This window comes from Myxococcaceae bacterium JPH2 (assembly GCA_016458225.1).
In the GTDB taxonomy this organism is placed as follows: Bacteria; Myxococcota; Myxococcia; order Myxococcales; family Myxococcaceae; genus Citreicoccus.
Genome location: JAEMGR010000013.1, coordinates 163,153 through 177,458 on the forward strand (window position 1 = coordinate 163,153; position 14,306 = coordinate 177,458).

General features: G+C 71.3%; 10 protein-coding genes. 7 read left to right on the top strand and 3 right to left on the bottom strand.

Annotated elements, in window-relative coordinates; genetic code table 11:
- The first annotated feature begins 156 nt into the window (after positions 1–156).
- The 6 genes from JGU66_21070 to JGU66_21095 all read left to right on the top strand — a co-directional run bounded on the left by JGU66_21070 (position 157) and on the right by JGU66_21095 (position 10,993).
- Positions 157–3,396, top strand: coding sequence for a PD-(D/E)XK nuclease family protein (locus tag JGU66_21070; GenBank protein ID MBJ6763268.1), 3,240 nt, complete (start codon positions 157–159; stop codon positions 3,394–3,396).
- Positions 3,393–7,052: a UvrD-helicase domain-containing protein gene (locus JGU66_21075; protein ID MBJ6763269.1), complete on the top strand. Its 3,660-nt coding sequence runs from the start codon at positions 3,393–3,395 to the stop codon at positions 7,050–7,052. Before JGU66_21070 ends, JGU66_21075 begins: the two co-directional genes overlap by 4 nt.
- Positions 7,053–7,064: 12 nt before the next feature.
- Positions 7,065–8,375 (top strand): adenylosuccinate synthase, encoded by a 1,311-nt coding sequence (locus tag JGU66_21080; GenBank protein ID MBJ6763270.1) that lies wholly within the window; start codon positions 7,065–7,067, stop codon positions 8,373–8,375.
- Between the two features lie 65 nt (positions 8,376–8,440).
- Entirely contained in the window at positions 8,441–9,613 is a 1,173-nt protein-coding gene (locus JGU66_21085) for an acetyl-CoA C-acyltransferase (protein ID MBJ6763271.1), read from the top strand.
- 54 nt (positions 9,614–9,667) lie between these two features.
- On the top strand, positions 9,668–10,495 hold the full coding sequence (locus JGU66_21090; GenBank protein ID MBJ6763272.1) for a tetratricopeptide repeat protein: 828 nt from the start codon (positions 9,668–9,670) through the stop codon (positions 10,493–10,495).
- A gap of 63 nt (positions 10,496–10,558) precedes the next feature.
- Positions 10,559–10,993 carry a PH domain-containing protein gene (locus JGU66_21095; protein MBJ6763273.1) on the top strand — a complete coding sequence of 145 codons (435 nt, stop codon included), beginning with the start codon at positions 10,559–10,561 and terminating at the stop codon, positions 10,991–10,993.
- A 10-nt stretch (positions 10,994–11,003) separates the two neighbouring features.
- Here JGU66_21095 and JGU66_21100 read toward each other — a convergent pair whose 3' ends face one another.
- Positions 11,004–11,861: an FHA domain-containing protein gene (locus JGU66_21100; GenBank protein MBJ6763274.1), complete on the bottom strand. Its 858-nt coding sequence runs from the start codon at positions 11,859–11,861 to the stop codon at positions 11,004–11,006.
- Between the two features lie 111 nt (positions 11,862–11,972).
- Complete coding sequence (locus JGU66_21105) at positions 11,973–12,704, bottom strand: DUF2071 domain-containing protein (GenBank protein MBJ6763275.1); 732 nt, start codon at positions 12,702–12,704, stop codon at positions 11,973–11,975.
- Between the two features lie 136 nt (positions 12,705–12,840).
- On the opposite strand from JGU66_21105, the gene JGU66_21110 reads away from it, so the two are divergent.
- Positions 12,841–14,043, top strand: coding sequence for a carbohydrate-binding family 9-like protein (locus JGU66_21110; GenBank protein MBJ6763276.1), 1,203 nt, complete (start codon positions 12,841–12,843; stop codon positions 14,041–14,043).
- A 7-nt stretch (positions 14,044–14,050) separates the two neighbouring features.
- On the opposite strand, the gene JGU66_21115 is transcribed toward JGU66_21110, so the two are convergent.
- Complete coding sequence (locus JGU66_21115; GenBank protein ID MBJ6763277.1) at positions 14,051–14,305, bottom strand: hypothetical protein; 255 nt, start codon at positions 14,303–14,305, stop codon at positions 14,051–14,053.
- Between the last annotated feature and the right edge of the window lies 1 nt (position 14,306).

Here is a 14,306-nt window from a genome sequence, read left to right on the forward strand (position 1 = left end):
GGTCGGGAGGTGTCCTGCCGAGGAATCCTGGAATCTCGTGGCCGCCTCCCTCCGCGGGGGGAGGGTGGGCGGGCCGCCGATAGAGCACAGTGGCGAGCGGCCGTCGAATCGAGCATGAAACCCCGCCGCGCCCCCGTTCTACACTCCGCCCCCCGCATGTCCGCCCCTGGCCGCACGCTTCATGTGTTCCCCGACGCTGGCCGGCGTCAGGCCGCGCTGCGCGCCGAGCGACAGGGCCGGGGCGTCTCGGTGGGGACACACCTGCTCACCTGGGATGCGTTCGTGCAGGCGTTGGGTGGGGCGCGGGAGTTGAATCGGCGGCCCTGCTCGGCGCTGACCGCGCGGACGGTGGTGGCCACGCTGGGGCCGAGCCTCGGCGCCACACCGTACGGCGACTTCGTGCGCGAGCCCGGCTTCGCGCGCGCTGCCTTGGACGCCTTGCTGGACCTGAAGGCGGGCCGCCTGTCACCGCGCGAGCTGCAAGACGCGGCCGAGGCGCTGCCTCCCGAACGCCGTCCGCGGGTGCGGGTGCTGGCGCGGCTGTTCTTCCTCTACGAGCAGCGCCTCGCGGTGCTGGGACTGGCGGACCGCGAGGACGTCGTGCGGGGCGCGCGCGAGGCGTTGGACCGAGGCACCTGGCCCGCGGCCTGGGAGGACGTGAGCACGGTCGTCCTGCATGGCGTCTACGATGTGCGGCCCTCGGGTCTGGAGCTGCTGCTGGGGTTGGCGGCTGCATGTGAAGCGCGGCGCGTGGCGCTGCGGGTGGAGACGCCGGTGGGAGGTTCGCCGGTGGCGGACGCCGCGCTCGCCGCGCTCTTCCGCGCCTTCGAGAGCCGGGGCGAGACCATGCCCCACGTGGACCTCTTCAAGGCGGACGTCACCTTCGAGGGCCGCCCCTTCACCGACCTGGGACGGCATCTCTTCTCACCGCGAGCGCCGCGCGATGTCCTGAAGGGCGCCGAGCCCGGGCCGAGGTTGTGGAGCGCCGCCACCGCGCGGGACGAGGCGCGCCTGCTCGCGCGAGACGTGCGGCGCCTGGTGTCCGACGGCACGTCGCCCGGAGACATCGCGGTGGCGTATCGCGAGTTGGGGCCGGAGGCGGGCTGGCTCGCGGAGGCACTGGGCGAGCTGGGTGTGCCGGTGCGGCTGCCGTGGGGTGAGCGGCTCGCGCTCGCGGGGCCGGTGCGCCTGGCGCTGGGCCTGCCGCAGTTGGTGGAGGACCGCTTCCCCGCCGAGCGCGTCGCGGAGCTGGTGAGCAGCCGTTACGCACCCACGCTGTCGCGCGGAGGCCCCGAGGCTCCGGCCTCGCTTTTCGCGTTGGCCGCGGTGCGGGATGATCGCCTCGGCGCGATGCGTGGGCGCGGCGCGTATGACGTGCGCCTGGATGGACTCGCGCGGCGATTGCTCGCGCTGTCCGGGGCGCGTCGCAAGGAAGACAGTGCCCGCGTGCACGCGGTGCAGGTGCTGCGCGAGCGGTGTCTGCTCTTGTTCCAACAGTGTCGCCGCATCCCCGAGGAGGGCAGCGCCGAGGAGCTGCTGAACGCGTGGTGGTCGGTGGTGGAGCGGTTGGGGCTGCTCGACTCGGAGGGGCCGCTGGAGCCTCGCGAGGAGGGCGAGCTGGGCGTGCGCGCGGTGGATGCTCGGGCCCGCGACGAGGCGGCACGGCGGGGGCTTCGCCACAGCGTGGACGAGCTGCGGCGCTCGCTGCGCGCGGTGGGCGGCGGTCCGAAGCTGCGGCGGCGCACGTTCGGTCGATGGCTGACGGATGCGCTCGCGGATCTCCACCTGCCCGCGCGAGGCCCGACGACGGGCGCGGTGGAGGTGCTTGACGCACGCGAGGTCCCGGGGCGCACGTTCCGACACCTGTTCCTGGCGGGCCTCACCGAGGGGCGCTTCCCCGGGCGCGAGGCGGCCTCGCCGCTGCTCGCGGACGCGGAGCGCATCGCCCTCAATCAGCACCTGGGCCGCGACGTGTTCCGCCTCACCGGCGGAGAGTTCGAGGACCGCGCGGCGTGGCGTCTCGCGGAGGACCGGCTGCTGTTCGCCAGCGCGCTCTCGTCGGCGGCGGAAGGGCTGAGCCTGTCGTACGCGGTGGAGGCGGCTGGGGGCCAGGAGCAGGTGCCCTCCGCGTTCCTGGAGGAAGTGCGGCGACTGACGGGGCTCAAGTGGTCGCCGCGTTCGCTGCCGCCCATCGCGCCGCTGGATGAAGTGCTCACCGCGACGGAGCTGCGGCGGTGCGTGGCGCTGGAGGCGGTGGCGTGGCCCAAGCTGCGCGTCACGGAGCCCGACCCGGCGGGCCCGCTGCTGCGCCATCGCTTCGAGTCCGAGGGCTGGTACCGCAGCGCCCGCGAGCTGGCGCACATGGAAGCGGCGCGTCTGCGCTTCTTTGGAGACCCCGATGCGGAGCCCGGCGAGTTCACCGGAGGCGTCCAGTCTCCCGAGCTGGGAGCGAAGCTGCGAGAGACGTTCCACTTCGGCCTCGAGAGGCCGCTGTCCGCGTCGGCGCTCGCGCGCTTCGGCAACTGTGGCTTCCAAGGCTTCCTTACGTACGGACTCAAGGTCGCCGAGCCCGACGCGCCGGGCGAGGAGTTCGACGCGCGCGGGCGCGGCACGTTCTGGCACCGCGTGGTGGAAGAGGTGTTCAAGGCGCTGAAGAAGCAGGACCTGCTGGGCAAGCCACCGGAGGAGATTCCCGACGCGGTGCTGGACGCGGCGCTCGCCTCGGCCGTGACGCACTTCGAGAAGTTCCACCACGTCGGGCACCCGGAGCTGTGGAAGCTGGCCCGTGAGCGGGCGCGCGCGATGGCTCGGCGCATCCTCACCGATGATCGCCGGGGCCTGCCCTTCGAGGCGCTGTCGCCCGAGGGCTTCGAACTCGAGTTCGGACCCACGGCGGATGACGAGCGCTGGAGCAAGGTGCTGCTGCCCATCGCGAATGACGCCATCGTGTTCGAGGGGAAGATCGACCGGCTCGACGTGCGCGGCTCGGAGGTCGGCGTCATCGACTACAAGTCGGGCCGACTGGACAAACGCGCGCTGCGCGAGAACCTGCTGCGCTCCGACTTCCAGCTCCCGCTCTATCTCTATGCGGCGCGCGAGAGCGGTCATGAGCGGGCGCGCGACGCGGCGTGGTTCTCGCTGCGCACGGGCGCCAGCATCCACCTCACCGAGGTCCTTCCGCCCGAGGAACTGGAAGACTTGTTGTCGAAGGACCCCGCGGTGCGCGAGCGCGTGAAGGGCTCGGGAGGACTCAACCTGCCCAACGCGGTCGAGGGACTGGTGAACACGCTGCGGGCGGGTGAGTTCCCCGCGCGGCCCAATGACTGCGGCGCCTGCGGCTTCCGCGCGGTGTGCCGCATCACCGAGCGTCGCGTGACAGAGGAGGGGAGCGGATGAGCGACACGCCCTCGCCCCTCGCGCTGGAGCGCAACCTCGCGTTGTTGGCCGGCGCCGGCGCCGGAAAGACATACAGCCTCGTCACCATGACGCTGCACCTGTTCTCGGGCGCTCGGACGGGAGGCGAGGCGCTGCGGCCCGCGCGGCTGTGCATGCTCACGTTCACGGACAAGGCCGCGGCGGAGATGCGTCGCCGTGTGCGAGAGCGTCTGGATGCCTTGGCGCAAGGAGACGCGCCCGCTGGAGCAGAGCCGGTGCTGCGCGCGTCGTTGGAGCGGCTGGGGCGTCCGTTCCCTTCGACGGAGGCGTGGCGACAGGTGCGCGAGGAGTTGAGCGCGGCCACGGTGGGCACGTTCCACTCACTCTGCGGACAGATGCTGCGTCGCGCGCCTCCCGCGGTGGGCATCGATCCTGCCTTCGAGGTGTTGGATCCGCTCGAGGCCTCGGGGCTGGTGCAGGACGTGGCGGAGCGCGTGGTGCTCGACGCGCTGGAGGAGCAGGACGCGCAGGTGCGCGAGCTGTGCTCGGAGCTGGGCTTCTCGGGCTCTGGGTTCTCGGATGGGCTCGTCGCCGCGCTCATCTCCGTGTACGCGACGCTGCGAGAGGAGGGCCTGCGTGCGGCCGCCGCGCGAGTGGGCGACGCGGCCGAGGGCCGTGCCCAGTTGGAGGTCCTCATCCAGGACAGCCGTCGACTCTGCGGCGAGGCGCGCGCCCATGATGCGAAGGGCGAGTGGAGTCAGCTGCTGGCCGCGTGCGACCGCGCGCTGGCTGGAATGACGCCCGAGACCTTCCTGGAGCCGGGCCACTTCCCGCTGCTGCGCTCGGTGCTGTTGTCCGAGCCGCGCAACCTCGCCCATCTGCGCAAGGGCGCGGGCGCGCTGGTGAAGGAGCTGCTCTGGAAGGTGAAGGGCAAGAGCGACGGCTCGGTGCGGCGCCTGGAGGATGCCTACGCCGCGTGGCGCTCGGCGCCCTTCGAGGCCACGTTCCGCGAGCTGCTCAGTCGACTGGAGACGCGCCACGACGCGGAGATGGCGCGGCGCAACGTCTTCGACTTCACGTCCCTGCTCGTGAAGGCGCGCGACCTGCTGAGAGACTTCCCGGAGTTTCGCCAGCAGGTCCAAGAGCGCCTCGGCGCGCTGCTGGTGGACGAGTTCCAGGACACCAACCGCTTGCAGTTGGAGTTGGTGCTCTTGCTCGCGGAGCAGCGCGAGGGTGGGCCGCGCGAGCTGGCGCCGGACGCTGACCTGGTGGCCTCGCTGCCGCTGGAGCCCGCGTTCCTGTGCGCGGTGGGTGACCGCAAGCAATCCATCTACGAGTTCCGCGGCGCGGACGTGTCTGTCTTCACCGTGTTGGCGAAGAAGATTGTCGCGGAGGGCGGGGCGCAGGACTTCCTCCAGCACAACCGGCGCTCGGTGCCGGGCCTGCTGTCGTTCTTCAACCGCGCGTTCGCGGGCGTGCTCGTCTCGCGTCACGAGCCTCCACGTCCCTACGAGGTGACGTACGTCCCCGAGCAGGACGACCTGTCTCCCGTGCGTCCCGCGCTGCACGAGGCGCCCGTGGTGGAGCGGCTGATGCTCCCCGAGGCGGCGACCTCGCTCGATGTCCGCGAGTCGGATGCGGACGCGATGGCGCGACGGCTCCGATTGCTGCTCGCGCCTGGAGCACCCGCGACGGTGGCGCGCGAGGACGGAGAGGGGCCACGTCCCGCGCGCGGTGGCGACGTGGCGGTGCTCTTCCGGACGTTCACGCACCTGGAGGTCTATCGCCAGGCGCTCATTCGCCATGGCGTTCCGCACCGGGTGCTGCGAGGGCGAGGCTTCTACGGGGCACAGGAGGTGTTGGACCTCGCGTCGCTGCTGGCGCTGCTGGCGGACTCGGAGGACTCGCTGGCCTTCGCCGCGGTGCTGCGCTCACCGCTCGTGGGTTTGTCGGATGCCTCGCTCTTCCGCCTCGCGGGGGATGCGCCGCTGTCGCTCGCGTCCGCGGGCCTTCGAGACGCCGAGGTGCGGGGGCGACTGCCCGCGCGCGAGCGTGTCCGCCTGGAGCGCTTCCTGGACGTGCTGCCCGCGCTGCGTCGCGAGCGAGATCGCCTGGGCGTTCGCGCGCTGCTGCACGTCGCGCTGGAAGAGACAGGCTATCGCGAGGCGCTGGCGGGCTCGCCCTACGCGGAGCAGGCCAGCGCCAACGTGGACAAGCTGCTCGCCATGGCCGCACGACGCGACGAGCGCGGCACGGGCGGATGCGTGGCCTTCGCGCGCGAGCTGCGCATGCTGGCCGAGTCCGACCCGACGGAGGCACAGGCGGACCTGCTCGACGCGGATGATCCGCGCGCGGTGCAGTTGCTCACCATCCACCGCGCCAAGGGCTTGGAGTGGCCCATCGTCGTCGTGCCCGCGCTGGGCGGACGGCGGCGCACCACCACGGCGCGAGCCCACTTCGAGCGCTCGCACGGGCTCGCGCTGCGCCCTTGGGTGCCGGACTCGCTGGAGACGTTCACTTCCGAGCGCTTCGAAGCCGTGCGCCAGGAACTGAAGGCCCGCGAGGATGCCGAGTACCGCCGCCTCCTCTACGTGGCGCTCACCCGCGCCAAGGACCTGCTCGTGCTGTCTGGAGGCGAGGAGCCGCGCGCGGGCAAGGACTCGTGGTGGCACATGCTCGACGCGCGCGTGGCGGACGACGTCGAGGTGCGCGCGCTCGTGGAGGACGTGGACGTCAATGCGTTGCCTCCACCCCTTGAGCCCGAGCCTCCCGGACCCGAGGACGTGGCGCGCGCGGAAGCCCGAGTGGAGGCCGCGCTGCTGCGCGTGGCGGGGCTCGACGAAACCCTCGCGGACGCGAGCGACGTGGTGGCCACCGTCGCGGGAGTGCAGGACTTCCTCACGTGCCCGCGTCGCTATCACCACGTGCACCGCGTGGGGCTGTCCGCCTCGCCGCTGCCCTGGGAAGTGTCACCGCAGGCCGCGTCTCCGCTCGTGGAGGAAGACGCGTGGCTCCCCGCGATGGGGTCGGACGCCCAGGTGGCGCGGCTGCTGCGCGACGTGGACCTCGTGAGGACCTCCGGTCCGGACGCGGACGCGGCGGATCGCAGGGCGCACCTGGAAGCGCTCTGGCGCGAGGCGGGGCACGCGCCGGACTCGGAGGACATGGAGGCAGCGCTGCGCACGGCCGAGCGCTTCCTGTGCACGGACTTCGCGCGACGACTGGGGGGCTCTCCTGCGGCTCGCGTGCACCGCGGCCTGTCCTTCGTGACTCACCTGGAGGATGGGGTGGCGTTGGAAGGAGAGGTGGACATCTTGTGGGAGTCCCCCGAGGGGGAGGCCGTGGTGGTGGCGCTGAGGGCAGGCGGGCGGCATCCCTTGGGCGCGGTGTCGTATGCGCACGCGCTGGAGGCTCAGGCGCTGGCGGCGCGAGGCCTGGTGCGCGAGGGCGTGCAGGTGCGCGCGGGAGTGGTGTTCCTCGGGGAACAGCGGCCCGAGCCGGAGTTCCTGGCCCAGGCAGCGGGGGAGCAAGAGGCGTCCCGGCGGCTTGCGAACGCGGTCCGGGCACTGGTCAAGGAAGAAGCGCGGGGCAAGTGGCCCGGACGTGACAAAGCAGCCTGCCAGGCCCTTCATTGCGGCTTCGCGGAACACTGTCACCCGGCCCCTCGCGCGTGCTAAGCGGCGGGCACCATGCCGAACGTCGTCGTCGTTGGAGCGCAGTGGGGAGATGAGGGAAAGGGCAAGGTCGTTGACCTGCTCACGGAGCACGCGCAGGTGGTCGTCCGTTTCCAGGGCGGCAACAACGCGGGCCACACCCTCGTGGTGGGCGGACAGAAGACGGTCCTCCACCTGATTCCCTCGGGCATCCTTCACCCGGGCAAGACGTGTGTGATTGGCAACGGGGTGGTGGTGGACCCGGCCGTCCTCGTCGGAGAAATCGATGCGCTCAAGGCGCGCGGCTTCCTCAAGGACGACACGCAGATGCTCATCTCGGACAATGCCCACGTCATCTTCCCGTGGCACAAGCTGCTCGACAGCTTCCGCGAGAAGGCGCGAGGAGGCAGCGCCATTGGCACCACGGGCCGCGGAATCGGCCCCGCCTATGAGGACAAGGTCGCTCGCCGGGGCATCCGCGTGCGTGACCTCCTCAACCCCGAGCGTCTGCGCAAGCGCATCGACGAGCGCCTGCCCGCCGCGCTGGAGGAGATGAAGGAGCTGTGCGCGAAGGCGGGCGTGGAGGTTCCCCGCTTGGAGGCGCCTCAGGTGCAGGCGGAGTTCTCCGCGCTGGGCGAGCGCCTCAAGCCCTTCGTGCACGACGTGTCGCTCTTCCTCTCCGAGCAGGTGCGTCGCGGCGCTCGCATCCTCTTCGAGGGTGCACAGGGCACGCTGCTCGACGTGGACCACGGCACCTATCCGTTCGTCACCAGCTCCAACTGTGTGGCGGGCAACGCCGCGGTGGGCTCGGGCCTGGGCCCCACGGCCATCGACAAGGTCATGGGCATCAGCAAGGCCTACACCACGCGCGTCGGCGGCGGTCCTTTCCCCACCGAGCTGAATGACGAGACGGGCGAGCGGCTGCGCAAGGTGGGCGATGAGTTCGGCGCCACCACGGGTCGTCCGCGTCGCTGCGGCTGGCTGGACGGCGTGGTGCTGCGCTACGCGGTGCGCGTCAACGGCCTGTGGGGCCTCGCGCTCACCAAGCTGGACGTGCTCAGCGGCCTCAAGTCGCTGCAGATCTGCAACGCGTACGAGCTGGACGGCCAGAAGGTGACCGAGCTGCCCGGGGACTACGAGGACCTCGCGCGCGTCAAGCCCGTGTACGAGACGCTGCCGGGTTGGGACGAGAAGCTCGCGGGCGTGCGCACCTTCGACGAGCTGCCCGAGAACGCCAAGCGCTACGTGCGCCGGGTGGAAGAGGTCAGCGGCGTCCCCGTGGTGTGCGTCTCCGTGGGCGCCGACCGCGGCGAGACGGTGCTGCTGCAGAACCCCTTCCGGAGCTGAGCGGCGCGTGGGTCGAGGCCCCACGGGATTGACTTTCGAATCAATCCTGTGGGTCGATCCTCCCCATGTCCGACTCGAACACCGCCGTCATCGTGGACGCCGTGCGCACCGCGCGCGGCAAGAAGAAGGGGACGCTGGCCGGGGTCCACCCCATGGACCTGGCCGCGCACGCGCTGAGCGCGGCGCTGCGCCGCACGGGCGTGGACCCGCAGCGCGTCGATGACGTGGTGTTGGGCTGCGTCTCCCAGGTGGGCGAGCAGGGGCTGAACATCGCGCGCGGCGCGGTGCTGGCCTCGGGGATGCCCATCGAGGTGGCGGGCGCCACGGTGAATCGCTTCTGCGGCTCGGGCCTCCAGGCGGTGAACTTCGCCGCCATGCAGGTGATGTCGGGGCAGGCGGACCTGGCCATCGGCGGTGGCGTGGAGTCCATGAACCGAGTGCCCATGGGCTCGGACGCCGAGGGGCCGGGCTCTCCCGCCGCGCCGTCCCTGGTGGAGCGCTTCCCCAACCTGGTGCCGCAGGGCGTGTCCGCGGAACTCATCGCCGAGCAGTGGAAGCTGTCGCGCGCGCAGGTGGACGAGTTCGCGCTGAGCAGCCAGCAGAAGGCGGGCGCGGCGATCCGCGACGGTCGCTTCACGAAGGAGATCGATCCCTTCCTCGTGACGGGCGCGGACGGCCAGCGCGTGGGCTTCGCCACGGATGAGCACTGCCGTCCGGGCACGACGATGGAGGCGCTCGCGGGGCTGCGGCCCGTGTTCAAGGAGAACGGCGTCATCCACGCGGGCAACTCCTCGGGCATCGTGGACGGCGCGGCCGCGGTGGTGGTGGCGAGCGACAAGGCCGCGCGGGCCTGGGGGCTGCCTCGCCGCGCGCGCATCGTGGCCACCGCGGTGGCTGGCTCGGATCCGGTGCTGATGCTGACGGGCCCCATCCCCTCCACGCGCAAGGCGCTGGCGCGGGCCGGGCTGTCGGTGAAGGACATCGACTTGTGGGAGATCAACGAGGCCTTCGCGCCCGTGCCCATCGTGGTGGCGCAGGAGCTGGGCATCTCCCCGGACCGGGTGAACGTGAACGGCGGCGCCATCGCGCTGGGGCACCCGCTGGGGGCCACGGGCGCCATGCTGGTCGCCACCTTGCTCAGCGAGCTGGAGCGGCGGGACCTGCGCTACGGCGCCGTCACCTTGTGCATTGGTTACGGAATGGGGGTCACCACCATCATCGATCGCCAGGTGGGCTGACGCAGCGTCGGCTTTCTGCTACGGCAATCGAGTACCCGCACGGTGGGGGCTGACATGGTCGTCGTTGTCTCGCGCGCAAGGGCCTGGAGTGTCGCCGCGGCGCTGCTGCTGGGCGCGGCGGCGCCGTCCGTCCTGGCACAGCAGGCACCCGTCGCGGAGAGCGCGCCCTCCGAGTCCAACGCCACCCTGGCCGCTTCGCGCATCCGGGACGGGGACGTGCTGATGCGCGATCGCCGCTACCGCGAGGCGGCCTTCGCCTTCCTGGACGCCTCGCACGCGGACGCGGGCCACGTGGAAGCGCGCTTCAAGCTGGGCAACGCGCTGGCCGTGCTCGGCTACTACGCGCAGGCCATCGAGCAGTGGGAGGCCGCGGCGCGCCTCACCACGGACACGGCCATCCGCCAGAGCGCGCAGGACAACGTGGCGCGCGCGAAGGTGAAGCAGGCGCAGTCGGGCAGCTCGCCCCTGGCGGCGGGGCAGCCTCCGGGCTCGGGCCCTGTCGCGGAGCCCACGCGTGCCCAGGCTCGCAAGGCCTACGAGATGGGTGTGCAGCGCATCGGCGAGCGCGACTTCGCCGGGGCGCTCCAGAGCCTCACGCAGGCGGTGCAGCTCGAGCCGATGTTGGCGGTCGCCTACACGGCGCGGGGCAGCGCGAACATCGGGCTGCGCCGGTACCCCGAGGCCGCGGCGGATTACCAGTACGCACTGAGGCTGGAGCCCGAATCGGCCTCCCCACTGTACGGGTTGGCCGAGTCCTACCGCGCCATGGGTCGCAACGCCGAGGCGCGCAGTCTGTACGAGCGCTACGCGGCGTCCACGGCCGCCGATGTGCGCCCTCCGCTGCAGGCGGAATCCCGACAGAAGGCGGAGCGTCTGCGTTGACCGCCTGCCAGCCCGTGGGGGCTGCGTTTGAAACCCACCCGTGTCCGTCACTAACTTCCAGGCATGGACGGCAACGACGCGCATGCGGAAGGCAGGCAGGTGTTCCGTCCCCGTCGGGTCTTCGCGTTGAGCATGGGCGCGGCAGGCCTGATGTGGGTCGCGGTGCTGGTGTACCTGTTCCGGTTTGATGGCGTCCCGCTGAAGACATTCCTCTCGGCGGGCTTCTTCGTCCTCTTCTTCGCGGTCTCGGTCACGTACTACGGCCGCACGCTCATCGTGGTGGACGCTCGCGGCGTCACGTACCGAGGGCTCGTGCGCACGCGCTGGTTCCCGTTCGCGGACATCCGCAAGCTGGACGTGCTCCCCGGGCCCGTGACGGTCTACGCCATCCGAGGCACGGGCGGCTTCGTGCACTTCACGAGCTTCTTTCGGCATCACCAGGACCTCGCCCGGCTCCTCGTCGAGCGGGCGGGACTGGCCCCACTGCACGGGGCCTAGCCCGCGCTCGTCAGCCCGCCAGCAGCGCATAGGTAACGAGCAGCCCCACCAGGGCCGCGGTCGCCGCGAGGGTGAGGAGCCAACCTTCCGCGTGGCTTCGCCGTGTCTCGGGAGTCGCCGTGGGTGGGGCAGGTGGCTCGGGCGTGGAGGGCGCGGCTGGCGCGGATGGGAGCGGAGGCGGCTCCGGAGGCGCTTCGACGACAGGCGCGGGTGGTTCGTCCACCGGGGCCTGGAACCGCAGGAGTGAGCGCCCTATCTCGATGATGTCCCCATCCGTCAGGGGCGTGGCCTGTCGCAGGGGCTTTCCGTTGAGGAAGACGCCGTTGGCGGTGCCCACGTCCTCGACCTGAAAGGCGCTGGCCTCATGGTGGATGCGCGCGTGGATGCGGGACACCGCGCGGTCGCGCAATCGCACCTTCACGCCACCACCGCGCCCGATATCCGTGAGCGCTTCCCCGAGCGCGAAGGTCCGCCCCATGTCGAGCCCGGTGAGGCAGGTGAGGGTGGCCGCGCGTGAGGCCACGCTCTCCGCGCCCAGGAGCAGCTCCTTGAGCACCGCCATCGTCCCCACGCCGCGCTCCACGGGGACCTCGGGCTCCAGGACGCGCACGGACATCTGCTCGGTGAGCCCGAGCACTTCGCCCGGCAGCACCAGTCGGGCGACCCCGGGCGGAACGAAGACCTGGTTCACGGTGAAGGTCCGCGAGGACGCGACGGTGAGCCGCTGCTCCTCGATGCTCAAGGTCAACAGCCCCGGAGGCAGTCCCGCCAGATGGACTTGATCCTCGGGGCCACCGCCGAGGCGGTGCGTGCCCTCGGGAAGCTCGAAGGGCGTGGTGCTGTCCGGGTGTTCGAACTGGAAGTGCATGGGCGCGGCCGAAGCAAGTCCGAGGCCCTGAGCGCGTGACGCGCTTTCGCGGGGTTGGCGCGCGGCGGTGGTCCGCGACGTCCGCTCCCGTCCGGGGCCCGAGACGGCGCGTCAGCTCCGTGCGATGCGCGTGCCGGGATACACCGCGACCGCGGATCCATCCGCGACGAACGCCGAGCGGGGCTTCGCGCCGAGGCTCTCCACGAAGGCCGCGCCGTACAGGGCCCGCACGTCGCAGTCGAACGTGGGCTCCGTCGCGCGCCAGACGTTCCAGCGGGGATGTTCGACGGCGTACTCCGCACAGCCGCCATCGCGCTGCGCGGTGTAGCCCCAGTAGTGCTCGGTGATGAACTCCTCCTCGGAGTTCGGTTCACTGGGGAGGGGCGCGCCTTCCGTCCTCGCGGAGAGCTGGTGCCAGCGCCCCGCGTACCGCCAGCCATACGCGACCTGTCCGGGCGCGCCATTCGCGGCGGCGTCCATCTCCACGGTGTGTCGCATGGGGACGGCGAGATAGGGCTCGTTGTAGAGAACGCGCGCCACGGTGGCGATGGCCCAGCGAGGGACCAACTCGCGCACGAACACGACACCGCGGCGCCAGCCCTCGGGCCCCTTGCGCCGCACATAGAAGCGCAGGTTGACCTCGTCGAAGTCTCGATGGAGCGGTACCGCGATGCCACGCACGCGCGTGTCGAGGAACCGGAAGCCCACCATGCTGGCGAGCGCCTGTCCCTGCCACCGGTCCAACTCGGTGCCCATGGGGACGAGTGGCTGGAGGACCTCCGGCGCGACCTCGTAGTTGAGCATCAGCAGGGAGCGCCAGGTCGCCGTGAGGAAGGGGCGCATGGTGGCGTCGTAGCGAACCCGATGCGCCGCGTCCAACCTCGCCCGCCGCCCGAGCGACTTGCGCGGCGTGGGAGGCAAGAAGCCCGCATCGTCCGTGCGCCTCGGGGCGCGAAGCTGGCTAGGATGCTCGGCCTCGATGCGCCTCCATTCCACGTCCTGGTTCACGCTTCTGCCGTTGCTCTGCCTCGTTACGTCCTGCCGGGACGAGCAGGCGGGCCCGGCTCATCGCACGCCGCGTCTGCCCGCGGCCGCGCAGGTCCGCACGCGCGAGGGTGTGCCCTCGGACCTCACCTTCCGCGCGGACACGACCTTCGCGGGAGGCGCGGTGGCATACCTGGGCTCGCGCGTGACACCTGAGCACGCGGCGCCGGGGCAGCCCGTCACGCTGACGCACTACTTCATGGCGCGCCGGCCTCCGCCTGAGGGCTTCGGCTTCTTCGTGCACGTGGTCGACGTGGCCAGTGGCCAGATGGTGGGCAACGCCGACCATGAGATTCAGGACGGCGCCGCGCCGCTCGCGACGTGGCCCGTGGGCAAGGTCATCGAGGACACGCATGTGGTGCCCATGCCGGCGAGCCCCGCGCGGCTGATGCTCGGCTTCTGGCGCGGCGACGACCGGCTGCCCGTGGACGATGCCCGCGCACAGGACGGCGCGAACCGGATGCTCGGGCCCACGCTCGGCGGCGCGCCTCCGGAGCTGCCCGAGTACAAGGTGTCGCGAGTGAAGAAGGCCCCGGTCATCGACGGCGTGCTGGATGACGCGGTCTGGAAGGATGCGCCCGCGGTCACGCTGGTGGGCAGCTTCGACGGGCGCCCTGCTTCACTCCGCACCGTGGCGCGGCTCGCGTATGACGACGCGAACCTGTACGTCGCCTTCGACGTGGAGGACCCCGATGTCTGGGGCACGCTGCGAGAGCGCGACGCCTCCATCTACGAGCAGGAGGTGGTGGAGATCTTCCTGGACGCCAACGCGGACGGGCGCACGTACAACGAGCTGGAGGTGTCGCCCCACAACGTGATCTTCGACGCGTACTTCCCCGCGCGGCGCCAGGGCATGGACCTGTCGTGGGACTCGGGCATGAAGACGGCGGTGAAGGTGCGCGGCACGCTGGATGATCCCTCGGACCGCGATGAGGGCTGGTCGGTCGAGATGGCCATTCCCTTCAACCGGCTCGCCGAGGTGCCGCACCTGCCGCCCCAGAAGGGAGACCGCTGGCGCTTCAACCTCTACCGATTGGAGCATCGCGATCGCCGACAGGTCGAAGGGCAGGCCTTCTCGCCGCTCTTCGTGGGGGACTTCCACGCGCTGCCTCGCTTCGCGTGGCTGACCTTCCAGTGAGCGCGTCTCACGCGTGAGGCGAGAGTTCCCAGTGCGCATCCGCCACGGAGCGCTCGGAGGGATCGCCGAGGAAGCGCAGGAAGCCATTCTGCTCGAGCGTGTCCACCAGCTCCTCGGCCTCCAAGGCAGAGAAGCCCTTGGCCTCCACGAGCAGGTTGCGCATGAACGACTTGCCGCGCAGGTAGCCAATCGGCTCGCCGGGCGGCAGCAGGGCCTTCAGGTCGGCGGTGAGCTGCCGGAGGTCGATGTCCTCGAGCGTCATC